Genomic DNA, 26,995 nt, shown 5'->3' with positions numbered 1-26,995 from the left:
CATGGGCATAGACATCCAAATTGGGCCTTGGCTCAGCGAAAGCCGCTGGTATTTTCCAAGGTAAAACGCATAATCAAGGGGTGATTGTCTGAATCGAGCACCGAGTTGTCAAATTTTATCGTTAATTTTTTGGACAACTGTGCGCCACCCTGCCGCTGTGTGCTCTGTGCGGCCAGCTGCAAAAACAGCGCGCTTTGCCCTGCCTGCCTCCGTCATTTGCCTTATTTAAGCCAAGCCCTTTGCCCCAAATGCGCCCTGCCCACCTATGATGGCGGCCTGTGCGCGGCCTGTTTAAATCGCCCGCCCGCATTTGATTTTAGCTATGCAGCTTTTATCTATACCGCTCCGATCAAGGAGCTAATCATTGCAGCTAAGTTTTCCGGACAATGGTCATTGCTGCCCACGCTGGGGCAATTACTCTTAGCCACCGTAAGCCGTTCACCCCGGCCCGATTTCATTATTCCCTTACCATTGCACCCCGCCCGTTTAAAAGAGCGGGGTTACAATCAAGCCTTTGAGCTAGCCCAAATAAGTGCCCGACAGCTACATATTCCAATTCAGCTCAATACACTGAAGCGCCGCATCAATACCGAGCATCAGGCCCGGCTCTCTCAGGCAGAGCGTCACAAAAATATGCGCAACGCTTTTTACACCCAGCAAAATCTGGCGGGAAAGCATATCGTCATTGTGGACGATGTGATGACATCAGGCTCCAGCCTGCATGCCGCAGCGGCTTGCTTAAAAGAAGCTGGCGCATTACGCGTAGATGCTTGGGTATTAGCGCGAGCCATTTAAAAAACAAATCACTATTGCTGATAACGCCGGATAATACCCGCCATTTTGCCATTGCTCATTAATTCAAGCAGCCCCCTGTCTATCCTCTGAATTAATTGCCTGGCACCAAGATGCTTTTTGCTCACACCAAAAGAAATCGGATCTTTTTGCACCCCGGGTAATGGCTAAATCTGGTAGACATTACTTTCTAAAACAAACAATCCTAGTTTTGAAAGCCCTAGGGAAATTTCACGCATATCTACAACTACATCACAACGATGCTGGTCTATTTTTTTTCAGTAAGCTTAAATAAGTATATGCACCACGATCTATTTTATTCTCCGGCAATTACGCATAAGGGGTTGCCCCGCCATGTACAGCGTAAACTTTTAAATGTGCTAAATCTGCCTGCGTTTTTACCGGTGGATTTGCATAACGTGCGCTGGCATATAAATAAGAAGGCGTGAGGCTATGATAACTTTTTTAGAAAATAAATTTCTGTTCACGCTCTGGCGTTTTAAACATAGACATTGCCACATCAAAACCACGATAAGATTCAGCCTCATTCACACAACGTACCAAGGGAATAAGCGCAATATGGGGCGATTCGGGTCGTTTAAAAACTTCTTTTAATATTGCAACAGAAATACCCCCCCTTCACTGGTGCTGATCTGGTAAGACATTAGCGGCCAATGGCTATCGCCACCGCAAATCTTTGCAGGCATTGATGCTGCACATGCAGGAAAAAAGCGGCCAATATTATAACGATGAGCTTCATTAGCATCATATTCCGCATATAAAAAATAAAAAACATAACCACACGTAATTTTATTTAAATCATTTCCTTTATCTTGCAAGATATAACCATATATTCCTGTGCGCCGAACGATTATGCGCAAAAAATCTAATCTATTTCCCTTATATCTTGCTCGTAAAATCACGGCTTAAAATCATAGCAGGCCAAAGCATAACCGCTATCGAGCAAGCGAGAGACAAATAGCCTCATTTAATTGATCTTTATTTATTCATAAACACCCTCATTCGATCCTTCAGTTTTTAAATTTCACACAATAAGTTCCCAAGCATTTGCGTAAATTATTACAGGATTAATCGTGTAATAGTGACATGTGTATTGTGGTTTAGATCGCTAAAATGACGGCAACATTCAGATGGCATGAGCCTGCTGAACATGTCTTATCAGCACATGCGTCACAAAGAGGAAAAACCATGCAAAACCAGACCATCAACCCACGTGAAGTTCGTCAGCAACTCGGCTTAAACCAGCAAGAGTTTTGGAGCCGCATCGGTGTAACACAAAGTGGCGGCTCCCGCTACGAAAGCGGCCGCAATATGCCACGCCCAGTTCGCGAATTACTCCGCGTTGTTCATGTTGAGCAAATCGACCTGGAACGCATTAATCGCGAAGACTACCAAATTATTCAGCATCTTCGCGAAGAACGCGTTGAGCTGTACAACACGCTACGTGCTGCGGCACATGCCCACGCTGACGACAAACCGTTTCAGCCAGCCAAGAGCAGTAATCAGCTACAAGCTTAGTTTTACTTCAAGCCCAAGCCCAGCGATACGCTGGGCTAGCTTTTGCATCCATTCTGATGGGGCTGCAAGCAGTCTGCTTGCCTCTGCCTGCATCGAAGGCCGTGCCAGACCATAAAGCAACACGCCCTCCAGCTGCACACCCGCTGCGATTCTTTCCTGCAGAAAATCCAAATAAGCGGTTACTTGCTCCTCATCCGGCAATGCCCCGTCCATTTCAAACATGCATGTTTGAATCCATGTAGGGCAATGCTGTGCCGCCAGCATTAAACGCCGCGCAACTTGCGTTTGCTTATGCTGGATCTGATTTACCACCGAGAAGCCATCCAGCGGTGCACGATCCAGCTTGAACCACACTTCTCCGCCCAAATCGCGCATGATGCCCAATGCGGTTTGTACCTGCTCGCGATCCAGCTGGCTGCCATTGGTAATCAGCACCAGTTTGATTTTTCCGACCAGTTCAAACTCTTGTAGTACGGCAGCAACCCCCTCTACACAGGCTAAAAATTGCACGCTGCTAGTTGGCTCACCATTACCAGAAAAAGCCACATCATTTAAGCGGCGCGCTTCGGGCGGCACACGCGTTTGCATAAAATCGCCATGCACAATATCGTGCAATAAATGGCGCAATTCAGATTGCATTAACTCTAAATCAAGCTGCGGTGCACCACCGCGAATTAAATCAGGCACTTGACAATAGACGCAGCGCCAGTTGCAGGCATTGTTAGGATTAAGGTTAATCCCCACAGACACCCCCCCCGCACGCCGTGATACCACGGGATAGACGTAAACACAGCCGGCACTATCCCGGCTGTGATCGACTACTTGCAAAATCTGTGTCGTCTTACTTGTCATTCGCCTTTGCTCTCACCAATAACACAGGAACCGGCGTGGCATGCACCACCCCTTCTGCCACACTACCCATTAATAAATGAGTTAAGCCACCATAGCCATGCGTACCCATTACAATTAAATCAGCAGACCAGCTTTCTGCTTCTTTAACAATAGCCAAAGCTAAATTGCCACCCCAAGATTCAAGCAAGCTGGTTTCAACATCCAGACCATCCGCTCTTAATCCCTCAGCCAGCTCTGCTAATAATTTTTCACCCGATTGACGTAATGCATTTTGCAATTGCGGCACATCTAAGAATTCGTTCGCGCTCCAGGCAAATTGAGCCAAATCAACCACATGGATCAATTTTACTTTTGCCCTTTGATCTCCTGCAAAACGCCGTCCTTCAACAATAGCGGCGGCACTGGTATCACTATTATCCACGGGCACTAATATGCGCTGATACATGATAAGTCTCCTTATTTAAAGATAGGGATATAGACGATTAGTTTAACAGCAAGCGACTGTTGCCTTGTATAAAGCTTCAGCATACACTCGTTAGCATATGTTTAACCGCCGATTCAATAATGCCCAGACTTAAACTCGCATTTCCTGCCGGTGCAGATTTTATCACGCAGCTCGATGTGCGCATTACTGATCTAAACTATGGCAATCATCTTGCAAATCAAGCATTACTTGGTATGCTGCACGAAGCCAGAGTCCGTTTTTTAGCACATTTAAACCACACAGAATTGGGTAATGCCACGACCTCTGGCATCATATTGGCTGATGCAGAGATTCAATTCCGGCATGAAGCATTTTTAGGCGATCAGCTTAATATCACACTAGTGATAGATCAGCTAAGCCGAATTGGTTTTGATTTGTATTACCGGGTAGATCGGGTCATTGATCAAATGGAAATTGCAGTCGCAAAAACATCTATTGTTTTTTTTGATTACCACACCACACACAAACGAGCCCCTGCGCCTGCTTCATTTGAACAAGCGCTCCAAGCATTAAGGAATAAAAATGAAAAAATACGTAAACAATAGCCCGGAAGCAATGGCACGCATTTTAGTCATGCAGATGGTTTGTGATGGCAACTTCAATCCTGAAGAGCTAGAAGAATTAGAACATTTACATGTTTATGAAGCCATCGGCATTAGCCGCAAAGGTTTTATTCAAGTTTTACAAGATTATTGTAATGATATTTCCGACGAAGCCGATGAAAATGGCCAAATCAGCCTCATTAATCGCGAGCGAATTGATCTTATTCTAGATAGTGTGAGCGACCCAAAAAAACGTCTGCATGTTGCCGCTATGGCACTTGATTTATCCAAATCGGATCAAATCATCAATGATGCTGAGCTGGCTGTATTTGGCCATATGCTCAACCACTGGCACCTTACCCTTGATGCACTGCAATCTGCATTTGAATCATAAGCTGACATCTCAGAATCTTTATCGCTTACTTCCCGGATAAAGGCAGCAAAAAACAACCTGAAGAAGCCTTCACTTCTTCAGGCTTTGTCTTTTTAAGACGGCTCTTCATTCAGTACCACATCCACGCAAATAAAACTTCTATTCAGCACGGGCAGATGGGCGTCCGGTTTTTAGCTTTTCAAGCGAATCAAACTGTTTAATTAAAGCATCGCTCGGCATCGCCACCAAGGCCTGCAAACCTGCCCTTAATAGTTCACTTTTTTTAACGGCCAGACCTGCATCCAGACAACGTTGTTTTAATGCCGCCAGCTGAATATATTCCAGCTCTGGAATCGTAAAACTATCACGAACCAACTTAGGTTTTTTGGGTTTAGCTACTTTTGCTTTTTTTCCCACCACCTGAAGCACCTCATCTACAGCGATCACATCAGGCAATTCGGCAACAGCTTGTACAGAGAGCTCTAGAACAGGCGCAGGCTTTGCTGCTCTGCGCCGGCTTGCTGCCGTACTTCTTACGGCAGGCTTCTTTTCCTCAACAACAACTTCTTCTTTTATTTCTCTAGCTTTACTTGAGGCCATAACACGCTCTCCCATATAAGGTAAAAACAGTATAAACTATATAAATGATATAAACCGCTCTATTCACTTCTCAGGCCATTATGCGCAGCATACTTATTGCAAATCCCAAAGGTGGAAGTGGAAAATCCACCCTCTCAACTCATTTGGCAGCATGGTTTGCATGGCAGGAAGAAGCCGTGATGCTGGGTGATATTGATAGCCAGCAATCCAGCCGCCACTGGCTGTCATTACGCCCCAGCGAATCTCCGCAGATTCGTGGCTGGGATTTAGATGAAGAGCAAAAAGCAAGACCGCCCAAAGGCACGGGCATTGCCGTACTGGACTCCCCAGCAGGCTTACACGGCAAGCGCTTAAAACAAGCACTAATGCGGGTTGATCATGTAGTGATCCCCGTTCTGCCCTCTGCCTTCGATATGTGGGCCAGCGCGGCATTTTTTGAGGAGCTTGCAGAAGTTAAAGCCATCCGCCGGGAAGAAATCTCGGTGGCCGTGGTAGGAATGCGTGTTAATCCACGTACCCAATCCGCCCAGCAGCTTAGTGATTTTCTAAAGCAATTTGATCTCCCCCTGCTGACTTGCATTCGGGAAACCCAGCTTTATGTACAAAGCATACAACGGGGCCTGACATTATTCGATTTGCCGACATCCCGCACCAAGCAAGACCGTGTGCAGTGGCAACCTCTGCTGGACTGGCTGGTGAGCAACAAACGCCAATTGCGCTAAGCTTTCCCATATAAGGTGGTAAGCCTAGCCCCTCGCCTTTTTAGCAGACAAAAAAATGCCGACCCATTCAGGTCGGCATTTTTATTTGGTAAAGCGCAGCAATTACTCTGCGGCTTCAACCGGTGCAACAACAGCTTCAGCAGCCACTGGCGACTCTTCATTTGTTACCGCTTTAATCGACAAACGGATACGGCCACGCTCGTCTTGCTCGATCACTTTAACGCGAACAATCTGGCCTTCTTTCAGGTAGTCGCCCACGTTTTTGATGCGCTCGTTAGCAATCTGGCTGATATGAACCAAACCATCTTTACCCGGCATGATCGATACAATCGCGCCGACGTTGTTGTCCAGAATCTTAACAACTGGACCTTCGTAGATCTTGCCGATTTCAACTTCAGCCGTGATGTCTGCAATGCGACGCTTAGCTTCATCCGCACCTTCAGCCGAGACCGAAGCGATGGTGATCGTGCCATCTTCCTGGATATCAATCTGTGTGCCGGTTTCTTCGGTCAGCGCACGAATCACCGAACCACCCTTACCGATCACATCACGGATTTTTTCCGGATTGATTTTCATGGTGTAAAGGCGTGGGGCATGCTCGCTCACTTCAGTGCGCGCGCCTTCCATTGTGCCTTTCATGATGGCAAGGATATGCGCACGGCCTTCTTGTGCCTGATCCAGAGCCACTTTCATGATTTCTTTAGTGATGCCGTTGATCTTGATGTCCATTTGCAGTGCGGTGATACCGTTTTCAGTACCCGCCACTTTAAAGTCCATATCGCCCAAATGATCTTCATCACCCAAGATATCGGACAATACTGCAAAGCGATTGCCTTCTTTGATCAAGCCCATGGCGATACCGGCCACGTGGTTTTTCATCGGAACGCCCGCATCCATCAAGGCCAGACAACCACCACAAACTGAAGCCATCGAGCTTGAACCGTTTGATTCGGTAATTTCCGAAACAACGCGCATCGAATAACCAAAGTCTTCAACCGAAGGCAGCATTGCAGCCAGTGCACGCTTAGCCAAACGACCGTGACCAATTTCACGACGCTTCGGTGTACCTACACGACCTGTTTCACCGGTCGAGTACGGAGGGAAGTTGTAATGCAGCATAAAGCGATCTGTGTAAGCACCTGCCAATGCATCAATTTTTTGCTCATCAAGCTTAGTACCCAAGGTCGCCACTGCGATCGCTTGTGTTTCACCGCGAGTAAATAGCACCGAGCCATGCGTGCGTGGCAACACGCCAGAACGGATGGTGATAGGGCGAACCGTGCGTGTATCACGGCCATCAATACGCGGGTAGCCATCCAGAATCTGACCGCGAACGATTTCAGCTTCCAGACCTTTAAAGATGCCTTTGATTTCGTTGGCAGCCAGAGTACCGGTTTCTTCTGTAATCAACGCCGCTTTAACCAAAGCCCAAGTTTCATTGATCTTGATGGTGCGTAATTGCTTTTGACGCAATTTAAATGCATCTGATAAGCCAGCCGCCGCTACTGCGCGAACTTGTGCAACCAGCGCTTCATTGGCAACAGGTGCATCCCATGCAAACAATTCCGGATTTGCTTCATCAGCCAGCTCATTGATTGCATTGATCGCCACTTGCATTTGCTCGTGACCAAACACAACCGCGCCCAGCATGATGGATTCAGACAATTCATCTGCTTCAGATTCAACCATCAGAACAGCTTGTGAAGTACCCGCAACCACCAGATCCATCTGGCTGGTTTTCAGCTCAGACAAGGTTGGGCAAAGTACGTATTCACCATTGATATAGGCAACGCGTGCAGCGCCGATCGGGCCATCAAAAGGCACACCAGAGATCGACAAGGCAGCAGAAGCACCCAGCATCGCAACGATGTCTGGATCGACTTCAGGATTAACCGACATCACTGTCGCAATAATCTGGATGTCGTTGTAAAAACCTTCAGGGAACAGGGGACGAATCGGACGATCAATCAGGCGGCAAGTTAAAATTTCTTTTTCGGAAGGACGGCCTTCACGTTTAAAGAAACCACCTGGGATACGACCAGCAGCGTAAGTACGCTCTTGGTAATCAACGGTCAGCGGAAAGAAATCCTGACCTGGCTTAACGTCACGCGCGGCTACAACCGTCACGAGAACAACGGTATCGTCCATATTAATCAGAACGGCACCACTCGCCTGACGGGCAATTTCACCCGTTTCCATGGTGACATTATGCTTACCGTACTGGAATGATTTCACAATTTTATTGAACACTGACTTTCCTTTTTTCACACTAACGCCTCCAGTCCAAGGCGTGATCGGTTTCCGCTGCAGCTTGACTGAACTGCTGCCGGCTTCGGCACAACCAATAGGCTCAGCAAATACACACCGAGACTTCTTCAACCCGCCGCCGAAACCGCTGTTTGACAGGTTTGAAGGTTCTTGCTTAAAAAAGTGCCACGGTTTCTTGCGTAATAGTGACAAGGAAGTCCGTGGCGCTTTTCTAAAGAATACCAACAACAAAAAAGTCGCAGTCTTGCGACTACGACTTTTCTTATTACTTACGCAGACCGAGTTCAGCGATCAGGGCGCGGTAACCTTCAGAGTTAACACGCTTGAAGTAATCCAGCAGGCGACGACGTGTGCTAACCATCTTGAGCAAACCACGACGTGAGTGGTGATCTTTCTTGTTGGCTTTAAAGTGAGGTGTCAAGTCATTGATACGTGCTGTCAACAATGCAACTTGAACTTCAGGACTACCAGTATCGCCTTCAGCGCGTTGGAACTTCTTAACGATATCTGCTTTTTGAGTAACTGTTACGGACATGCTTACTGCTCCAGTGAGATAAGGCTTCTTTACACATTATAAAGAGCCGTCGAGCCAAACCGAGCCTTTCATTCTGACGAATGCTCAAACCCAATTAAGCTCCCTTTAATCCAGCTGATTTTTACAAACCAGATAGAAGTCGTTTAGGCCGCAGCCACGCATGCGGATTCTCATCGCTTGCTGCCACTTCGCCCAAACCGATGAACCGTGCATTATCCCTGCTTTCCCCCTCGGCGTAAAGACGATACTCGCCGGGCAGCAAACCTGAACGCTCTACCGTCATGCCATGGCGAATTTTTTCAAACTCAGCCGCATCAAAAAACAAGGCAGGCAAATCAAGCAACAGGCAATCTGCGGGCAATAAAAAGCCATCACGTTCTTCAACCGGCACATGATTGTAATCGTCCAAATTGACCGAGCTTTCCAACAAAAAACCTGCTGTTCTGGTACGGCGCAGGCCCGTTAAGTAAGCCCCACACCCCAGAGCCTTACCGATATCTTCCGCCAGCACTCGAATATATGTGCCTTTTGAACAGCTAACATCAATCACTAACACATCACCTTCAATCGAAATAATATCGATACTGTAGATGGTAATCTGCCGCGACTGGCGCTCGAGCACCACGCCTTCACGAGCGTACTCGTACAAGGCCTTGCCTTGAACTTTAAGCGCGGAATACATCGGCGGAGTTTGGACAATCGGCCCGACAAACGTGTTAACTGCCGCACGAATCAAAGCCTCATCGCTCGGTGCATCGCCACTCTTGGTGATTTCACCTTCGCCATCCAGCGTGGTTGAAACTTCGCCCAGCTTGATGGTTGCGCGGTAGCCTTTATCGGCCTCTAACATTCGCTGGGCAAATTTAGTGGCTTCACCAAAACACAGAGGCAATAAACCGGTTGCAAATGGATCTAACACGCCAGTGTGGCCGCCTTTTTCTGCCTGCAACAACCAACGCGCTTTTTGCAAAGCGTTATTACTGGAAATACCAAAAGGCTTATCCAGCAATAAAACACCGTCAATCTTTCGTTTAGCCATTATTCCTTGCCAGCCGTTTTTTCATCATCCGCACCCAATTCATCGTCTTCAGGCGCTTTTGGCAAGCTAGTGGCTTGATCGATCAAGCGGGATAAATTCATACCGTGCTCAACCGAATGATCGTATTCAAAATGCAATTCCGGCATTTTGTATAAAGAAATACCACGCGCCAGCTGGCTGCGCAAAAAGCCCTTAGCACGCTCGATCAAAGATGCAATGTCTTTACCCTGCTCTTCTGTGCCGAGGAAAGTATAAAATACATTGGCATGCGAGTAATCACGCGTAACTTCTACGTCAGTAATTGTAATCAAAGATGCTTGTGGATGATCCAGCTCCGCACGAATCACGGTGGCTAAATCACGTTGAATTTGTTGTGCCACGCGATCGGCACGAGTAAATTGCTTGGCCATATATGCCTCTAGAGTCCAGCCAAAGCTTTGCGCTTGCTCTAGGGCCTTTGGCGCAAACACTTATAGCTACTTTAAAAAGGCGAAAGGCGGTTGCCCGCCTTTGCCGTATTCAACTCACTTTCTACGTGCAGCCACTTTTTCTTAAGCAGAAAAAATGGCATGCATTTTAGAGGGAGCGAGCAACTTCGATAATTTCGAAGATTTCCAACTGGTCGCCCAGTTGCAAGTCATTGTAGTTCTTCAAGCTTAGACCACATTCAAAGCCAGCCTTCACTTCCTTGGCATCGTCTTTGTAGCGCTTCAAGCTATCGAGCGTACCTTGGTGAACAACCACGTTATTACGCAGCAAGCGAACACCCGCATGACTGCGGATCAAGCCTTCCATCACCAAGCAACCTGCAATCGTGCCCACCTTGGAAACAGTAAAGACCTGACGGATCTCAACCATACCAATGATTTGTTCACGTTTTTCCGGAGCCAGCATGCCTGACAGAGCCAGTTTCACGTCATCAACTACATCGTAAATGATGTTGTAGTAACGGATATCCACGCCTTCGGCCTCGGCAAGCTTACGCGCCGCTGCATCTGCACGGGAGTTGAACCCCACCACCACGGCTTTCGACGCCAGTGCCAAGTTAATATCAGACTCACTGATACCACCCACAGCACTGTGCAGAATTTGCACGCGTACTTCGTCGGTAGACAGTTTTTGCAAGCTTTGTGACAACGCTTCGGCAGAACCTTGTACGTCGGCCTTGATGATGATAGGCAGATTGCGAACTTCGCCTTCTGTCATTTGCGCCATCATGTTTTCTAGCTTGGATGCTTGTTGACGAGCCAGTTTCACATCACGGAACTTACCTTGACGGAACAACGCAATTTCACGCGCTTTCTTCTCATCAGACAAGACCATGGCATCTTCACCAGCAGCCGGCACTTCAGACAGACCCAAAATCTCAACCGGAATTGAAGGACCTGCTTCAGTGATCGACTTACCATGCTCGTCGATAATCGCACGAACACGGCCCGATACCTGGCCAGCAAGAATCACGTCGCCTTTGCGCAATGTACCTGATTGAATCAGCATAGAAGCAACCGGACCACGACCCTTGTCCAGACGTGCTTCAATAATAATCCCTTTCGCAGGAGCATCTTCGGCAGCAGTCAGCTCAAGCACTTCGGCTTGCAGCAAGATCGCTGTTAGCAATTCATCGATACCCAAGCCTTTCTTGGCCGAGACATCCACAAACATCGCGTCACCACCCCAATCTTCTGGCACAACTTCGTGTGTAACCAGTTCTTGACGGATGCGCTCTGGATTTGCTTCAGGCTTATCAATCTTATTCACGGCAACCACAATCGGCACACCGGCGGCTTTCGCGTGAGCGATCGCTTCGATGGTTTGTGGCATCACGCCATCGTCAGCAGCAACCACCAAGACCACAATATCGGTCAGCTTGGCACCACGCGCACGCATCGCGGTAAACGCTTCGTGACCCGGAGTATCAAGGAAGGTAATCATGCCTTTTTCGGTTTGTACATGGTACGCGCCGATATGCTGGGTAATACCACCCGCTTCACCCGACGCCACTTTGGCGGTACGGATGTAATCCAGCAACGATGTTTTACCGTGGTCAACGTGACCCATTACAGTCACAACCGGTGCGCGCGGTAATAACACATGCTCAACTGCAACTTCGCCTTCACCCAGATAGATTTCCGGATCATCCAGCTTGGCCGCCATTGGGGTATGGCCCATATCCTCGACGATAATCATCGCGGTTTCTTGGTCCAGCACTTGGTTGATGGTAACCATCATGCCCATCTTCATCAGGGCTTTAACGACTTCAACGCCCTTCACGGCCATTTTGTGCGCAAGATCAGTTACAGAAATTGTTTCTGGAACCATCACTTCGTGCACTACTTTGTCAGTAGGGGCTTGGAAGCCGTGTGCGTTATCCGGGTTAGCTGCAGCCTGACGGCCCTTGCCACCCTTCTTGCTCTTCCAATCATTACCGGCATCGCCACCACGACTGCGAATGCCTTTCTTACCACGACCATCGCTCCAAGGCTCTTTCTTACCCGGTGCGGCTGCTGGCTTTTTATCGCCAGGTTTTGCCGCAGGAGAAGCAGTGCTTGGTGTCGCCGCTGGTTTTGGACGACTCGCGGGTGCAGGGGCTGCAACTGGAGCCGGTGCTGGCGCAGGGGCGGCCACCGGAGCCGGTGCAACTGGCTCTGGCGCTTTCATTGGCTCATTGCGTGGTTTACGCAACTCAACACGCATACCTACACGCGGACGATCCGGATGGCTAGCTTGCGACGCGCCCGGTGAAGGACGAGTTGCAGCAGGCGCAACGGCCACTGGCTTGGCGGCAACAGGCGCAGGCTGAGCCGGCTTCGCTGCAACTGGCGTAGCGGGTGCAACTTGAGCTGGTTTTGCTGCAGGCGCGGCAACTGGAGCCGGTGTCGGTGCAGGAGCTGCAACTGGTGCAGGAGCAACGGGCGCTGCAACAGAAACAACTGCCGCAGGAGCGGCCACTTCAGCTGGCGCTTTACCACCTTGCTTAGCACGCATTTCTGCGGCTTGACGGGCAAACAACTCATTCTGGCGACGCGCTTGCGCTTCGCGAGAGGTGCGTTCTGCCTCATCAATCACCTGTGCTGATGCAGGTGCAGCAGGCTCGGCAGCACGTGGCGCTGCAGCTTCTGCCACAGCAGACACTTCAACCACACGCTTTTTACGTACTTCTACTGGAATCGACTTCGCTTTACCTGTTGAATCTGTTTTACGGATTTCAGTATTTTGCTTACGGTTCACAACGATTTTTTTATCACCATCGCTACCGTGCTTCTTTTTCAGGTGATCGAGCAGACACGCCTTATCAGTCGCGGTAACCACATCTACTTCACTCGATTTATTCACACCTGCTGCGCGGAATTGTTCCAGCAGCTCTTGCGGTGGCATCTTTAGCTCTACCGCAAATTGGTTGACATTGAGTTCACTCATGCATTTCTCTCCCGAGCGTTAGGCGAACCAGTGCTCGCGCGCCTTCATGATCAGTTGCTTAGCAGCTTCTTCATCAATTCCGGTCATTTCTATCAGCTCGTCGACGGCTAGTTCGGCGAGTTCGTCTCGGGTATGAACCTCTTTATCGGCCAGTAAGGCAGCAAGTTCTGGTGTCATCCCCTGAAGGCTTTTAAGGTCTTCTGCTTGATGCTCAAGCTTTTCTTCACGAGCAATGGCTTGCGTTAGCAAAGCATCACGGGCGCGAGTACGCAGCTCATTGACGGCGTCTTCATCGAAGGCCTCAATTTCCAGCATTTCAGCAATCGGCACATAAGCCACTTCTTCCAGCGTGGAGAACCCTTCTTCTACAAGAACGTCCGCCACTTCTTCGTCAACCCCCAGCACATCAATAAAGAGCTGACGCACATTGGCGAACTCTTCCTGATGTTTTTGCTGTGCTTGATCAACGGTCATGATATTGATTTTCCAGCCAGTAAGCTCAGCTGCCAATTTCACGTTTTGACCACCACGGCCAATAGCCATGGCCAGGTTGTCTTCATCGACCACCACATCCATGCTGTGTGTTTCTTCATCAAGCATGATGGAGTTCACTTCAGCCGGAGACAGGGCGTTAATCACAAATTGCGCCGGATCTTGCGACCACAACACAATATCAACCCGCTCGCCTGCCAGCTCATTGGTCACTGCATTAACACGCGTACCACGCACGCCAATACAAGTTCCCTGAGGGTCAACGCGCGCGTCGTTCGATTTTACCGCCACCTTGGCACGTGCACCCGGATCACGAGCGACAGCCTTGATTTCGATTAGCTGATTCTCAATCTCAGGCACTTCCATTTCGAAGAGCTTGGTCATGAAATCACTGGAAATACGCGACAGCACCAGTTGCGGGCCACGACCCAAGCGATCCACTCGTAGCAAAAATGCTTTAACACGATCGCCTACGCGCAAGTTTTCCTTAGGGATCATTTGGTCACGCGGTAATACGGCTTCCAGCTTACCCAGCTCAAGAATGGCACTGCCACGCTCAATACGCTTGATATTGCCTGAAACAATAAACTCACTGCGTTGCAGAAAATCATTCAGATTTTGTTCGCGCTCTGCATCACGGATTTTTTGCAAAATCACTTGCTTGGCGGTTTGTGCACCGATGCGACCAAATTCAATCGCCTCAAGCTCAACCATCCACGTTTCGCCTACTTTCAGCTCTGGATCGTAATCCGGCACATCAGTCATGGCGATCTGACGGGAAGGCTCTTCGTGGTCATTATCTTCAACCACGGTCCAGCAGCGGAAACTACGATAATCACCGCTATCACGGTCGATATCCACTTGGATATCCACGTCTTCCTCGTAGCGTTTTTTGGTCGCCGAAGCCAGTGCCATTTCTAAGGCACCAAACACGACATCTTTTTCTACGTTCTTTTCACGCGCCAGCGCGTCGACCAGCAACAGAATTTCCCGGCTCATCTCACTACCCCTCCGGCAAACAACCCGAACATTCTAGGCTGATTAGTTCTTAAAACTGCGGCTCTAGCCGCACCTTGTCGATTTGTGATTGCGGCAGGGATAGCTCTTGTCCATCGACTTCTACGCGCACCACATCATTTTCCAGCCCAATCAATACACCGACGAGCTTCTTACGTTTATCCGGCAACGGTAAGCGCAACTTTACTTTCACGACCTGCCCGGCAAAGCGAACAAAATCAGCCGCCTTTACAATGGGACGATCCAGCCCGGGAGATGAAACCTCCAAACGCTCGTAATTCACGCCTTCAACAATAAAAAGCCGCTCAAGGTGATGACTTACGGTTACGCAGTCAGTCACATTAATGCCGCCTTCCTTATCAATAAAGACCCGAACCAACCCATTTCGCGCAAGCTCCAGATCAACGAGTTCATACCCGAGACCTGGCAGGGTGGTTTCCAGCACGTCCTGCATATTTGCTGCCATACATTCCTTTGCCACTTATCTGATTGAGCCCCATGAGCTATAAATAACCACGAACAACTCAACCAGCGAATGCTGCTGCAATACCGCGAGCAAGCATTCCGAACACGATACGCGATCGCCACAAACAAAAAATGGGCTGCAAAACTGCGCCCATTTCTTTACCACTTCTTCGGCCTTTTAACCGAAGAAGGCGGGATTGTAACAGAAACTATCGTTTGACGAAACAGGGAACATAGATACTTGTGAGTTTGACACTTGCACACTAGAGTAGTGAAATTTACATGTAATACAAACCGAGGAAAGATAGATGGAACAAGCATGGTGGGCAAGTTATCAACTGGGCGTTCCCCGGGAAATTGATATCAATGAATTTGCCGCAATACCTGCGGTACTCGCCCGCTCTGTAGCACGATTCGGAGAACGACCCGCTTTCCTAAACATGGGAAAATCAATCAGCTACAGCGAGCTGGATCAACAGTCGTCCGCCTTTGCCGCCTATTTGCAACACGAGCTAAAACTGCCACGCGGCTCACGTGTTGCTGTCATGCTGCCTAATCTATTGCAATACCCCATCGCTATTTTCGGCATTTTGCGTGCAGGCATGGTGGTGGTTAACGTTAATCCGCTCTATACCCCGCGCGAGCTCAGCCACCAATTAAAAGACTCTGGCTCAGTCGCCATTGTCATTCTGGCCAACTTTGCCCACACGCTTGAAGAAATTATCAGTAGCAGTGACGTTAAACATGTATTGCTGACTGAAATCGGCGACCGGCTGAATTTTCCTAAGCGGCAAATTGTAAATGCGGTGGTCAAGCACATTAAAAAAATGGTGCCCGCCTTTAACTTACCAGGGCACGTTCGTTTTAATGATGCACTGATCACTGGCGACACGCACAAAGCCACTCCCGTCGACTTAAACCACAGCGATATTGCTTTCTTACAATACACAGGTGGAACCACCGGCGTTGCCAAGGGTGCCATCCTCACTCACGGCAATATTGTTGCAAATATGCAACAAGCACATGCTTGGATCGCCCCTCTCGTCAACGAAGGGACAGAAATGATTGTCACGGCCCTGCCGCTCTATCATATCTTTTCACTCACGGCCAACTGCATGGTTTTCTCCAAAATTGGTGCCACCAATTTGCTGATCACCAACCCGCGTGATATCCCCGGTTTTATTAAAGAAATCGGCAAATACCCGGTGACCTGCATGACCGGCGTCAACACACTATTCAATGCGCTACTCAATAATGCTGAATTTTCCAAACTTGATTTCAGCAAATGGAAGCTTGCCCTTGGCGGCGGCATGGCCGTACAGCACGCAGTAGCAGATCGCTGGGTAAAAACCACAGGCGTGCGTTTGATTGAAGCCTATGGCCTCACCGAAACATCACCAGCGGCAATGATGAACCCGATGAATTTACCCGAATTCAACGGCATGATTGGCTTGCCTGTACCCTCTACGATTGGCGAAATACGCAACGAAGAAGGCAAAGCTCTGCCACCTGGCGAAGCAGGCGAGCTATTTATTCATGGCCCGCAAGTAATGGCAGGCTACTGGCAGCGCCCTGACGAAACCGCCAAAGTGCTAGGTAAAGACGGCTTTGTCAGCACAGGGGACGTCGCCATCATGTCGCCAAGCGGGTTTTTCCGCTTAGTTGATCGCAAAAAAGACATGATCCTCGTATCAGGTTTTAATGTTTACCCGAACGAAATTGAAGACGTGGTAGCGAGCCATCCGGGCGTGCTTGAAGTGGCTTGCATTGGTGTCGATGACGACAAGTCAGGCGAAGCAGTGAAGATTTTTGTGGTTAAAAAAGACCCCAAACTCACTCAGGAAGACTTGATTGCGCATTGCCGTAAGAACCTAACCAACTATAAAATTCCACGACAAGTGGAATTCCGAGACAGCCTGCCCAAGTCAAACGTAGGTAAAATACTAAGACGCGAGTTGCGCCCTAACAAATGAGCTTTTCATGAACCTGTTGCCGTTTTTTAAACTGATGGCGGAGCGTAATGCTTCCGACCTTTTTCTTGCCGCTCAATCACCCATCGTGATTAAAATTGATGGCCTGTGTTATCCGGTCAACAATCAAGTTTTAGCCCCAGAGCATGTCAAGCAATTGGTCTATCAGTTGATGACACCAGAGCGGATTGCCGAATTTGAAAACACGCTGGAAATGAACTTTGCCTACCCCGTAGTTGGGGTAGGTAGTTTTCGCGTTAATATTTTCAAAGCACGTGGCTCGATCTCGATGGTGGCGCGTTATATTCGCAGCAATATCCCTTCTTTTGATGAGCTCCGTGTTCCTGAGGTATTAAAAGAGCTCATCATGGAAAAGCACGGCATTATTCTGGTGGTGGGAGCGACAGGCTCGGGTAAATCCTCCACCATGGCCGCCATGCTTAATCACCGCAACGAGAACCATGCGGGGCATATTTTAACCATGGAAGACCCGATCGAATTCTTGCATAAGCACAAGAAATCGCTGGTGAATCAGCGCGAAATCGGTATCGACACCAAGAGCTATCACGAGGCACTTAAAAACGCGATGCGTGAAGCACCGAATGTCTTGATGATTGGTGAAATCCGGGATCGCGACACCATGACGCACGCCATGCAATACGCACAAGCGGGGCACTTGTGTATCTCCACCTTGCATGCCAATAACAGCTACCACTCGCTCTCGCGCATCGTTAACTTTTACCCGCAAGAATCGCGCGATGCACTGCTTTACGATTTATCGTCCTCATTAAAAGCCATTGTTTCGCAGCGCTTAATCAAAAACAAAGAAGGCAAGCTGGTTGCGGCAGTTGAAGTGCTACTGAATACGCCGCGTATTGCAGAATTAATTCGCGCCGGTCAGCTGAGCGACATCAAACAAGCGATGGAGCAAAGCCTCTCTGAAGGCTCGCAAACTTTCGAGCAAGCTCTGTATAAGCTTTACCGCAATGGCGAAGTTGAGCTAGACGAAGCACTTAAAAGCGCCGACTCAGCGACCAACCTCTCCTGGCTGGTCAATAATGCGCAGCCACTCACAGAGGCTGAAAGCCGCAAGCCCGACGAAAAGAAAGGCCCTAACGACGCTCCTGATATGGCATTCGATATTTCATTGCACTAAGCCGCATCAAACTGCTTAAACGAGCACGGCCATCAGCCGCTCGTTTAAGTGCACCGCTTCAAACAGCACCAGCCTCCCCCTTCTTCAACACAGAAAAGATTCCCTATGAAGCTCTATGGCATCCCCAACTGCGACACCATTAAAAAAGCAAAAACATGGCTCAGCGAGCAAGGCCACAATTTTGAATGGCATGATTATAAAAAATCAGGGATCAGCGCCGAGCTGCTAGAGCAATGGGCAGCACAAGTCGGCTGGGAAGCCCTGCTCAACCGCCAAGGCACGACATGGCGCAAATTAGACGAGGCAACAAAGGCCTCAATTGACAACAAAGATGCTGCAATCGCCTTAATGATAATGCAAACCTCAATCATCAAGCGCCCAGTGCTCGACAACAATGGTACGATCACGGTCGGCTTCAAACCCGAAGTCTACGCAACACTTTTTAGAGACTGACGACACCGCAATGAACGACCCCACACTTGCACTAACCCAACAATTATTACGCCAGGCATCTGTTACGCCGGATGACGCCAACTGCCAGAACATGCTGGCTGCACGGCTCTCTGCCATTGGCTTTCGTATTGAGCATATGCGCTTTGAAGATGTAGATAATCTCTGGGCACGCTTTGGCGACACCGGCCCTGTACTGGTTTTTGCTGGCCACACTGATGTCGTACCTACCGGCCCGCTGGATCGCTGGCATTCAGATCCTTTCGCCCCGACCATTCGGGACGGCCATTTATTTGGCCGTGGCTCAGCGGACATGAAAGCGTCCCTTGCCGCTTTTGTGGTCGCTTGTGAGCAGTTTTTGGCTAAAAACCCAAATCCTAAAGGCTCGATCGCCTTTCTGATTACTTCAGACGAAGAAGGTCCGGCACATCACGGCACGGTTAAAGTGGTTGAAGCGCTCAAAGCGCGTGGCGAGAAAATTGATTACTGCATTGTGGGTGAACCCACTTCAGCCGAAGTCTTTGGCGACACCATTAAAAATGGCCGTCGTGGCTCGCTGTCGGGGCATTTAATTGTGCACGGCGTGCAAGGCCATATTGCTTACCCGCACCTCGCTAAAAACCCCATCCACCTGCTCGCTCCTGCTCTGGCAGAGCTGGCCAGCACCGTGTGGGATAGCGGCAATGAATACTTCCCGCCCACCACATGGCAGGTATCCAATATTAATAGCGGCACGGGCGCAACCAACATCATCCCCGGCACCGTAGATGCCTTATTTAATTTCAGATTTAGCACAGCCAGCACGGCTGACTCGCTCAAAGCCGCCGTACACGCCATTCTGGACAAACATCAGCTTGAATATGAAATTGATTGGGCACTGTCGGGCGAGCCTTTCCTAACCGACCACGGCCAGCTGATCGACGCCATGCGCGATGTGGTAAGCGAAGTTTGTGGCCAAACACCTGCTCTCAATACCGTGGGTGGTACATCAGACGGGCGCTTTATTGCAAAATACTGCCCCGAAGTGGTTGAGTTTGGCCCGATCAACAAAACCATTCATAAGCTCAATGAATGCGTAGCGGTTGAAGATTTACCTAAGCTTGCTGCAATTTATGAAAAAGCATTAGAAAAGCTCATCGCTTAATTAAACTTGATTATGCATCTTCCTCAATAGACTCTATATAAATGAATTGCTTAAGTACCGGGCTTGGTTTTTGAATTTGTAGGGCGGATGAAAACCGCGAGCAATGCTGAATAAATACGCGGGTTTCACCCGCCCTACAATATTTATAATGAGTTTGAGTAAGAGGCATAATCAGGAAATACATAGCGGGAGCAAGCCCCAAAGATTGCCCCCGCTTATTTCAAGCACTCTTTTAATTATTAAATTAAAAGCCGCATTAGCCATAAATAAATTTCGCTTTTACCCCCCCTAAGTCAAGCGCCGCAATACGCTTTCCAAAGGCCCTAAGCGGTAAAACTTACGCCAGCAACTCGCAAAAATCACGGCAAACACGCAAAATGATAGCGCACTCATGACCGAAAAAACCAAAGACTGATTCTCAAGCAGGCCTAAAGACTCCAGCAGCCCCATTCCCAAAATGACATGCGCCAAATAAAAAGTGAGCCCTAATTGGCCGGTATAAACAAAAGGCATTAGCCAAGCTTTTTTCCCATACTTTTCTCCCAAAGCCACACAGAGTGTAATGATCACCGTGGCACTTCCTGCAGCCCCAATAAAATACACAGGCAAAGGCGGCATAGGCTGGGTACTAAAAAAAACTTCATAAGCCAAAGGCATTCCCATCAAGCGAGCATAGGGTAAGAATAAAACAATCAACTCAGCCAGCGCCGCAGCAAATAAACCCAATAAAAACAAACGCTCACGCATAGCAACCTGCCCTAGGTTTTGCCGCCCAATAACCATGCCCAATAATAGAAACCCTAGCCAAGGCAGTACCGGATGAAAACCATTAAAGATTAAATTACGAGCAAAACCCTTAATCGTCCATAAATCAGCATAGGCTAAAGTCTGCCAATCCCAAGCCGTACTATAATTAAGCATTCCAAATAAAAAAGACGATGCAATCAACAATAACAAGACCAGAACCATGATATAACGGCTTGGCAACATAAGGCATAAAGCGCCTATTGAAATGTATATACCGTAATAATGTAAAATATCAGCAGGCCAGATTTCTATATACAAAAGTCCTAATATAAATAAAAATCCAGCCCGCTTAAATAATGCCTTCCGCTCTACAGCCAGCGACTGTAAATCTCCAGATAATCTTGATTGCCGGGTCAACAAAGACAAACCCACTCCTGCCAATATCACAAATAATGCAGAAGCACGACCATCAATGATATTTACTATTTTTAGCCAAGCCATATTCTCACTGGAATTGGCGTGCATCACAATCTTAAAGTTAACAATCACCATTCCAAAAATGGCCAGTGCACGGGCCAAATCGAAACCAAGGATTCGTTGTTTCATTTCACACCCCATGCATCATAGCCGCCCTATTTAAAATGAATAGCCCAGAATAAGCGAGGCAGCAGGGTTCGTTTTTGATTCTGTTAAAGGGCTATTCTCCGCATTTTTAAATAAACGTTTTACACCTAAAGACGAAGAAACCCCCCAGTTTTTATCAAAAAGATGATTCCAGGTCACAGTTAAACTGCCCGTATCAAAACCCGCCTTAGGCGAATAAATCGCATAAGATGAAGCAAGGCTTTGTGCTGCCGTCACACCATAATAAGTTTGCGCATATTTGGCGTCTGCATAATGCGCAAAGGCACTGATAGATAATTGATCAGCCTCTGTAGTGTAAATAGGAGCGGAAAGCGTGACATGATAGGCATTGCCATTTTCACGATGATTCAGTTTTAATTCTGCACCCAACGATAAATGCGCAACATCCCATAAATTAACGCCACCTTCTAAATTTAATAACGCTGAGTTTTTAATATCTCCCATGCCCTTAAATTTACTTTTCGTGTCTGAAAAATTGGCAACATCATCCCCCCGGCTGCCACCATAAGCCAAAGCAATACTGCCGTCGAAAATACCTTTTTCTGCCTGAAAGCCAATCCCGCGCACACCGGCAAAAAAGCCGTTTGCCGCTTGATAATCCACATAAAGAATCGGAGATACTTTATTTTTTTTACCCCCGACAAACTCCGGGCCATAGCCAATACCCACTCCAAGGGTAATCTTTGATTCATCTTTGGGCTCTTCTGCCGCATAGAGGGGAACAACCATCAGCGAAGCAAACAAAGCAATAATATGACGCATAATAGCTACTCTCTTTTTTAAGAAGTAAGCCATCTTAAAGAGAGGAGATTAAAATATCACACCCAAACTGTCTGTAATTTGTCGCTAAATTGTAGATAAGCAAAGCCACAAACAAATGTATAAAAAGTGTAGCGCGATGCAATGAAGTGTCTTTCCCCAAGCCATAGCCAGCAAGCGCTTGTACAATGTCGTTTGCATACCACGTTAGAGAAAATAATGTTCAGATTGATGCTCGTAGAGGATGACACCAAGCTGGCGGCACTCATTCAGGAGTACCTCAGTAGCTATGAATTTAATGTAGAGATCATTAGCCGTGGCGATATTGCCCTCGCCCACTACAAAGCCACTGAACCCGACATTATTGTGCTGGATTTAATGCTGCCAGGCCTAGATGGCATGGTGGTTTGCCGGCAAATCCGTGAAATCAGCAGCGTGCCTATTTTAATTCTCACTGCGCGTGAGGATATGTTCGATGAGGTTTCGGGACTAGAGCAAGGTGCAGATGATTACGTTAATAAGCCTATCCAGCCCCGTATTTTACTGGCTCGTTTACGTGCTCTATTAAGGCGTGGCACAAGCAGAAACAAGAGCACTCAATCGGCACTCACTTTTGGTGATTTAGAAATATCCAAAACAGATCGAAGTGTGCGCTGGAAAAACGAAACCTCTGCTTTAAGTAATTCAGAGTTCAAACTATTACTATTACTTGCCGAATCAGCGGGCCGTGTTTTATCACGCGATGATATTTTAAAATCAATGCGCGGCATTGAATTTGATGGCATGGACAGAAGTATCGATAACAGTATCTCGCGCTTGCGCCGCAAATTTAATGATCATGATTCTGAGAAAATTAAAACTATCTGGGGTGAAGGCTATTTATTCAGCCCATCCGCTTGGGAATAAAAGCAATGTGGCGAATTTATTTACGTATTTTTATATTAATCTCCGTAGTCACCATTTCTTTAACGCAAGTGCTCAGCTATATGACTAATCAGTTTTATGCAGAGCAGCTTGAACAATTTGCAGTTAAAGATGCGGATGCGCAAATTTTTCTGGTTGAGCAATATTTAGATCATGCCCGCGGGCAACTCTGGTTAGATCGCTTTAAAACTTTGCAACAAAAAGCCAATCATAGCTACGACCTTATCACGCTTGATCGCACAATAGCCATGATTGCCCCGCATAACCGGCAAAGGCTGCTTGAGAGAAAAGTGGTGGTCGATATTCAAAGTAACGCTTATTTCCGCCGGGTAGATGCGGATAATTCAACATTCCCGGGCAGTGCCAATCAAGTAATCTATGCCTCAGACAAAGAAGATAACGATCCATTAATTACTAGAATAAAAAGATTCCAATACACCATTATCTTTTTATTATTGCTCATCCCTTGTGGAATCTGGTCTTATCTGCACTGGAGAGAATTGCAATCGCTCTCTAAAACAGCGAATGATTTTGGCTCAGGCTTATTATCCAGCCGTGCAAAGGTGAGAAAAAGCGCCAGCGTTTATCCACTCGCCCAGTGTATGAATTTAATGGCCGAAAAAATTCAGCGTTTAATAGATTCGCAGCGAGAGCTATTGCATTCTGTTTCTCATGAATTACGCACACCGATTGCACGGTTGGAATTTGGCCTTGCCCTGCTTAAAAATGATGCCAAAAACAAGCAACTTGAGCCGCGTTTTATCTCAATGGAAAACGACTTACACGAATTAAATGATTTAGTGAGCGAGCTGCTTAGCCTGGCAAAAATAGAGCAGCAGCACGCACTCCCCATGCAAAGTATCAATATGGCAGAAACCTTGCATCTGATTTTAAATTCACTCGATCATGTATTACAAAACAAAGAAATAAGCCATGCGCTGCATTCACAAACCAACACGATCTTAGGTGATCCTAAGTTATTAGGTCGAGCGCTGAGTAATCTCTTACGCAATGCCGCCAAATATGCCAATCAGCACATCAAAATTTCCACAATGAGCAACCGAAGCGGTGGTATTGATATCACTATTGAAGACGATGGCCCCGGCGTGCCCGAAAACGAGCGCGAGCATATCTTTGAGCCTTTTTATCGGCTGGACAGAAGCAGAGACCGAGCAAGCGGAGGGTTTGGCTTAGGTTTGGCGATTGCCAAAAAAGCAGTGACATTACATCAGGGGAAGATTTGGGTGGATCAATCGACGCTAGGTGGCGCGCGCTTCACAATTAGTCTGGCGCGGGGATAGCGCACGACAAGCGCTATCTGCGGCCTATGCTGTTGCTAGGCGCTGTGGCATCCAGCGCACGGTTTGTGGCACAGGCTGTGCGCTCAACGCATCAGCCATCACTTGTCTGGCACAGCTGTTGCACTGCCCGCAACAGGTAGACACCAAGGTTTGCTCTTGTAACTCAGCAAATGTGCGCACGCCGCCAGCCACTGCCTTGTGGATGGCTTTGTCAGTAACACTATTACAGATGCAAACGTACATGGCTGCTCTCAGACTGATAACTGTTCTCATTATAATTGAAACCAGAAGATTGCCAAGTGGCAAATAACACCCATTCTCAAAAAAACACGAAAAAAAAATGGGCTAACCGCATCACCCTCATTCACCTCAGACTTATGAAAGCAAATAGCCACCAGCACGCCAATCCACCCTGCTGGGCGCGAATGGTAATAATTCCACTGTGTGCAAGCCTAGGTAAAAACACAACAACCTTATGATGATGTTCTAATATGCACTAATTTAAAATACCTCCCAAGCTTGCGCCAGCCCTTGCAGCGCCCTACTCCAAACCAGCCCAATACACCCCATGCCAGAGCAAATTGCATTAAGCCTACAAGAGCAACTCCATCAATTAAGCCATGAAGCCAATCCAGCACGACTCAACCCCCTCTTGCTGGACGGCTACGAACGCACTTTGGCTCTCTTACCCCGGCTTGAAAAATTAGATTTAAACGATGCCCAAACACAAACACGCTCGCGATTAGCCGCACAGCAAGCACAAGGTTTGCTCAGAACACTGCATCAAAGCTTTATCCGGCTGGCCCAGCTACGGAGCAATGAAACCGGCCTCTTTAGCACTAATCGTCCCCGCCTTGAAGCCTTTGGCATGGCACTAGAAAGCGCGTGGCAACTTGCTTGTCTGTATTCGCGCACCCTCACACCGCTTCCCATTGGCTTTTGGCTTGGGTGCCATCAATTATTTGCTGAAATACTCGAGCTTGGATGGTCTACACGCAGTCTGAAAAATGGCAGTAGCTTAGGCTCACTTTATCGCCAGCTGATGTTGCTGGGCATCAGCGCGAGTAATCGCCTCGAGCCACAAAAAATGGCACTCCTGTTCAAAATTGTAGAAGACGAAGCGCGTTATCTGGATCTGATACAGCTTGATCAAGCTTTAGGCGAACAAGGCACATTTATTTACCAGACAAACAGCGACGACGCGCCTCATTTTGCTCATGAGCTTCCTCACAAAGAACAAAGTGTCTGGTGGATGATAGACACGCAGAGACTGCTCAAACGGCTAAGCAGCAAGCTGCAGCGTTTACTGACCCAGAGCGAAGATCGGCATGTTGAAATCCAGCTGATCGGACGCTTATTACAAGAATGGGCCGCCCCGCCACGGCGGCAACACTTTCGCCTGCGGCGCAAGAATGGCGAACAAATCCAACTAATCAGCCTGTGGCCACGCTGCTGGGATATTGCTGCCGGGCGTATTGATGACGCCGCACCCGAGCCTGCCAAGCTTAATATTTGCAATATCAGCGCATCCGGCCTGCTACTGCAAGGCGAATCACTCAACCAGCCCCTGCAAGCAGGCGAAATCCTGATGCTGCGGCGCGGCGATCAACACTGGCAACTTGGGCTGGTACGCTGGTTAAGCTTACGTGGCGAGGGCTTATCCAGTGAATGCGGCATCGAGCTAATCGGCCGCTCGCCAGAAGCCGTGCATATCGCACCAATCACCAGCCTAGGTGAAGACCCCCTCACCCCTGCCCTGAGCCTCGCTGCGGATAGCCGCCGCGGCCACAACGGCATGCTAATTTTGGCAGGCAAGCAATACCAAGCCATGCGCATGTTCACCGTGCACGATTCACGCGGCATCTGCAAAGTGCGGGCCACGCGCCTAGTGATGCAAACGGCTTATTATCAGTTTATTGAAACGTGGCTGGAGGAAATCACCCCCAAAGCCCAGCCGGAGGGCTGATGCACTGCATTAACCATGCTGCTGCATCGTGTTTTCAGACTACAAAATCAATCACTACGCAAGCTACATTAAAAAAATGACGGTTATGGTCAATAATACGACAGCCAACACAGACAAATTAACTACACTGCTGAACCCTAGTCTACTTAACGACAAAGCAAGCAGTCAGATGTGAGCCTGCTTCAACAGCACGGACATGGTAGAAATCCCCGCTCAATCGGGTGTAGTATCTCGGCATAAAACACTTCAGGCTGCGCCCAGCAAGCGTTTTACAAGGGGCTCAGCGTTTTTATACACCCAAGGCGGTGGTTTTTCTGCCGTTTCAAGGGTGTCTACATATTGTTGGGCGCAACCACTATGGAATGGCAGCCAATTTCGTCAGATGCTTTATGGGACAAGATCAATTCTGCTTGCGCTCGGATGGATGCCGACCAATTGAAACTTTGGGAAGTCATCCGGATTACTCCTGAAAAATGGTCGCAGCACACTTTCGGAGATTTAGGCGGCGGCTTTTGGGTTGTGGCAATATTTGGCGAAATGGTAATCTGGTTCAACGATATTGAAGATGGCTTCAACCGTTCAAACTACAAGACATACGGAACAATAGAGCAATATCGTTGTAATCAAGATGAGCTGGAATGGTCAGTTCAGCAGGTTATGAACTTAGTCTCAACAGGTAATGACATAGGGCCTTTTTGTGGCGCACCTCAACCCATTGGCAATGATTGCGCCTAACCCGGCGCTCAACCTCGCTCCCTCCGGTCGCTGGTCGCTGCGCGATAAAGTCGCGTAGCGC

General features: G+C 48.2%; 27 protein-coding genes. 13 read left to right on the top strand and 14 right to left on the bottom strand.

What is annotated here, in order from left to right:
* Positions 1-105 precede the first annotated feature (105 nt).
* Positions 106-795 carry a ComF family protein gene (locus VN23_RS04485; RefSeq protein ID WP_046350162.1) on the top strand — a complete coding sequence of 230 codons (690 nt, stop codon included), beginning with the start codon at positions 106-108 and terminating at the stop codon, positions 793-795.
* 608 nt (positions 796-1,403) lie between these two features.
* Here VN23_RS04485 and VN23_RS04475 read toward each other — a convergent pair.
* Positions 1,404-1,631: a hypothetical protein gene (locus tag VN23_RS04475; protein WP_046349867.1), complete on the bottom strand. Its 228-nt coding sequence runs from the start codon at positions 1,629-1,631 to the stop codon at positions 1,404-1,406.
* Positions 1,632-2,001: 370 nt separating this feature from the next.
* Here VN23_RS04475 and VN23_RS04470 point away from each other — a divergent pair, with 370 nt between their 5' ends.
* Positions 2,002-2,331 (top strand): helix-turn-helix domain-containing protein, encoded by a 330-nt coding sequence (locus tag VN23_RS04470; RefSeq protein WP_046349866.1) that lies wholly within the window; start codon positions 2,002-2,004, stop codon positions 2,329-2,331.
* Here the strand turns inward: VN23_RS04470 and VN23_RS04465 are convergent.
* Both VN23_RS04465 and VN23_RS04460 read right to left on the bottom strand, forming a co-directional pair.
* Positions 2,320-3,183: a radical SAM protein gene (locus VN23_RS04465; protein WP_046349865.1), complete on the bottom strand. Its 864-nt coding sequence runs from the start codon at positions 3,181-3,183 to the stop codon at positions 2,320-2,322. The two genes, VN23_RS04470 and VN23_RS04465, sit on opposite strands and share 12 nt — an antisense overlap.
* The gene (locus VN23_RS04460; protein WP_046349864.1) at positions 3,173-3,628 is read right to left on the bottom strand and encodes a universal stress protein; all 456 of its coding nucleotides are present in this window, start codon (positions 3,626-3,628) and stop codon (positions 3,173-3,175) included. The genes VN23_RS04465 and VN23_RS04460 overlap by 11 nt, the downstream gene beginning before the upstream one ends.
* Before the next feature lie 119 nt (positions 3,629-3,747).
* On the opposite strand from VN23_RS04460, the gene VN23_RS04455 reads away from it, so the two are divergent.
* Positions 3,748-4,212 carry an acyl-CoA thioesterase gene (locus VN23_RS04455; protein WP_046349863.1) on the top strand — a complete coding sequence of 155 codons (465 nt, stop codon included), beginning with the start codon at positions 3,748-3,750 and terminating at the stop codon, positions 4,210-4,212.
* Complete coding sequence (locus tag VN23_RS04450; RefSeq protein WP_046349862.1) at positions 4,190-4,603, top strand: hypothetical protein; 414 nt, start codon at positions 4,190-4,192, stop codon at positions 4,601-4,603. Before VN23_RS04455 ends, VN23_RS04450 begins: the two co-directional genes overlap by 23 nt.
* 138 nt (positions 4,604-4,741) lie before the next feature.
* Here VN23_RS04450 and VN23_RS04445 read toward each other — a convergent pair whose 3' ends face one another.
* Positions 4,742-5,182, bottom strand: a complete 441-nt coding sequence (locus VN23_RS04445) for a hypothetical protein (RefSeq protein WP_052746346.1) — start codon at positions 5,180-5,182, stop codon at positions 4,742-4,744.
* Positions 5,183-5,262: 80 nt separating this feature from the next.
* Between VN23_RS04445 and VN23_RS04440 the strand changes: the two genes are divergently transcribed.
* Positions 5,263-5,904, top strand: coding sequence for a ParA family protein (locus VN23_RS04440; RefSeq protein ID WP_046349860.1), 642 nt, complete (start codon positions 5,263-5,265; stop codon positions 5,902-5,904).
* A 102-nt stretch (positions 5,905-6,006) separates the two neighbouring features.
* Here the strand turns inward: VN23_RS04440 and pnp are convergent, their stop codons facing one another.
* From pnp to rimP, 7 genes are all read right to left on the bottom strand, one after another.
* The gene (gene pnp, locus VN23_RS04435; RefSeq protein ID WP_046349859.1) at positions 6,007-8,154 is read right to left on the bottom strand and encodes a polyribonucleotide nucleotidyltransferase; all 2,148 of its coding nucleotides are present in this window, start codon (positions 8,152-8,154) and stop codon (positions 6,007-6,009) included.
* A gap of 283 nt (positions 8,155-8,437) precedes the next feature.
* Positions 8,438-8,707, bottom strand: coding sequence for a 30S ribosomal protein S15 (gene rpsO, locus VN23_RS04430; RefSeq protein WP_046349858.1), 270 nt, complete (start codon positions 8,705-8,707; stop codon positions 8,438-8,440).
* 121 nt (positions 8,708-8,828) lie between these two features.
* Positions 8,829-9,746 (bottom strand): tRNA pseudouridine(55) synthase TruB, encoded by a 918-nt coding sequence (truB, locus tag VN23_RS04425; protein WP_046349857.1) that lies wholly within the window; start codon positions 9,744-9,746, stop codon positions 8,829-8,831.
* Positions 9,746-10,216, bottom strand: a complete 471-nt coding sequence (gene rbfA, locus VN23_RS04420) for a 30S ribosome-binding factor RbfA (protein WP_335339390.1) — start codon at positions 10,214-10,216, stop codon at positions 9,746-9,748. Before rbfA ends, truB begins: the two co-directional genes overlap by 1 nt.
* 106 nt (positions 10,217-10,322) lie before the next feature.
* The gene (gene infB, locus VN23_RS04415) at positions 10,323-13,163 is read right to left on the bottom strand and encodes a translation initiation factor IF-2 (protein WP_046349855.1); all 2,841 of its coding nucleotides are present in this window, start codon (positions 13,161-13,163) and stop codon (positions 10,323-10,325) included.
* 18 nt (positions 13,164-13,181) lie between these two features.
* A complete protein-coding gene (nusA, locus tag VN23_RS04410; RefSeq protein WP_046349854.1) occupies positions 13,182-14,654 on the bottom strand; it encodes a transcription termination factor NusA in 1,473 nt (490 codons plus the stop codon).
* Positions 14,655-14,703: 49 nt separating this feature from the next.
* Positions 14,704-15,138 (bottom strand): ribosome maturation factor RimP, encoded by a 435-nt coding sequence (gene rimP / locus VN23_RS04405; protein WP_046349853.1) that lies wholly within the window; start codon positions 15,136-15,138, stop codon positions 14,704-14,706.
* 307 nt (positions 15,139-15,445) lie between these two features.
* Here rimP and VN23_RS04400 point away from each other — a divergent pair, with 307 nt between their 5' ends.
* The 4 genes from VN23_RS04400 (at position 15,446) to dapE (ending at position 19,857) form a co-directional block, all read left to right on the top strand.
* Positions 15,446-17,110, top strand: coding sequence for an AMP-binding protein (locus tag VN23_RS04400; protein WP_046349852.1), 1,665 nt, complete (start codon positions 15,446-15,448; stop codon positions 17,108-17,110).
* A gap of 7 nt (positions 17,111-17,117) precedes the next feature.
* Positions 17,118-18,263, top strand: coding sequence for a PilT/PilU family type 4a pilus ATPase (locus tag VN23_RS04395; RefSeq protein ID WP_046349851.1), 1,146 nt, complete (start codon positions 17,118-17,120; stop codon positions 18,261-18,263).
* Between the two features lie 105 nt (positions 18,264-18,368).
* On the top strand, positions 18,369-18,716 hold the full coding sequence (locus VN23_RS04390; protein ID WP_046349850.1) for an ArsC family reductase: 348 nt from the start codon (positions 18,369-18,371) through the stop codon (positions 18,714-18,716).
* A gap of 10 nt (positions 18,717-18,726) precedes the next feature.
* Positions 18,727-19,857 (top strand): succinyl-diaminopimelate desuccinylase, encoded by a 1,131-nt coding sequence (dapE, locus tag VN23_RS04385; RefSeq protein ID WP_046349849.1) that lies wholly within the window; start codon positions 18,727-18,729, stop codon positions 19,855-19,857.
* 288 nt (positions 19,858-20,145) lie between these two features.
* On the opposite strand, the gene VN23_RS04380 is transcribed toward dapE, so the two are convergent.
* Positions 20,146-21,210, bottom strand: a complete 1,065-nt coding sequence (locus VN23_RS04380; RefSeq protein WP_046349848.1) for a DUF418 domain-containing protein — start codon at positions 21,208-21,210, stop codon at positions 20,146-20,148.
* A 30-nt stretch (positions 21,211-21,240) separates the two neighbouring features.
* Positions 21,241-22,044 (bottom strand): MipA/OmpV family protein, encoded by an 804-nt coding sequence (locus VN23_RS04375; protein WP_082752582.1) that lies wholly within the window; start codon positions 22,042-22,044, stop codon positions 21,241-21,243.
* 183 nt (positions 22,045-22,227) lie between these two features.
* On the opposite strand from VN23_RS04375, the gene VN23_RS04370 reads away from it, so the two are divergent.
* Entirely contained in the window at positions 22,228-22,914 is a 687-nt protein-coding gene (locus VN23_RS04370; protein ID WP_046349846.1) for a response regulator, read from the top strand.
* Positions 22,915-22,919: 5 nt separating this feature from the next.
* The gene (locus tag VN23_RS04365; protein WP_046349845.1) at positions 22,920-24,233 is read left to right on the top strand and encodes an ATP-binding protein; all 1,314 of its coding nucleotides are present in this window, start codon (positions 22,920-22,922) and stop codon (positions 24,231-24,233) included.
* Positions 24,234-24,257: 24 nt separating this feature from the next.
* On the opposite strand, the gene VN23_RS04360 is transcribed toward VN23_RS04365, so the two are convergent.
* Positions 24,258-24,476 carry a (2Fe-2S)-binding protein gene (locus VN23_RS04360; RefSeq protein WP_046349844.1) on the bottom strand — a complete coding sequence of 73 codons (219 nt, stop codon included), beginning with the start codon at positions 24,474-24,476 and terminating at the stop codon, positions 24,258-24,260.
* A gap of 325 nt (positions 24,477-24,801) precedes the next feature.
* On the opposite strand from VN23_RS04360, the gene VN23_RS04355 reads away from it, so the two are divergent.
* Positions 24,802-26,199 (top strand): hypothetical protein, encoded by a 1,398-nt coding sequence (locus VN23_RS04355; RefSeq protein WP_046349843.1) that lies wholly within the window; start codon positions 24,802-24,804, stop codon positions 26,197-26,199.
* A gap of 357 nt (positions 26,200-26,556) precedes the next feature.
* Positions 26,557-26,934 carry a hypothetical protein gene (locus VN23_RS04350; RefSeq protein ID WP_046349842.1) on the top strand — a complete coding sequence of 126 codons (378 nt, stop codon included), beginning with the start codon at positions 26,557-26,559 and terminating at the stop codon, positions 26,932-26,934.
* Positions 26,935-26,995 lie beyond the last annotated feature (61 nt).

The organism is Janthinobacterium sp. B9-8, assembly GCF_000969645.2.
Lineage (GTDB): Bacteria > Pseudomonadota > Gammaproteobacteria > Burkholderiales > Chitinibacteraceae > Iodobacter.
This window is presented reverse-complemented; position numbering and strand designations above follow the sequence as displayed.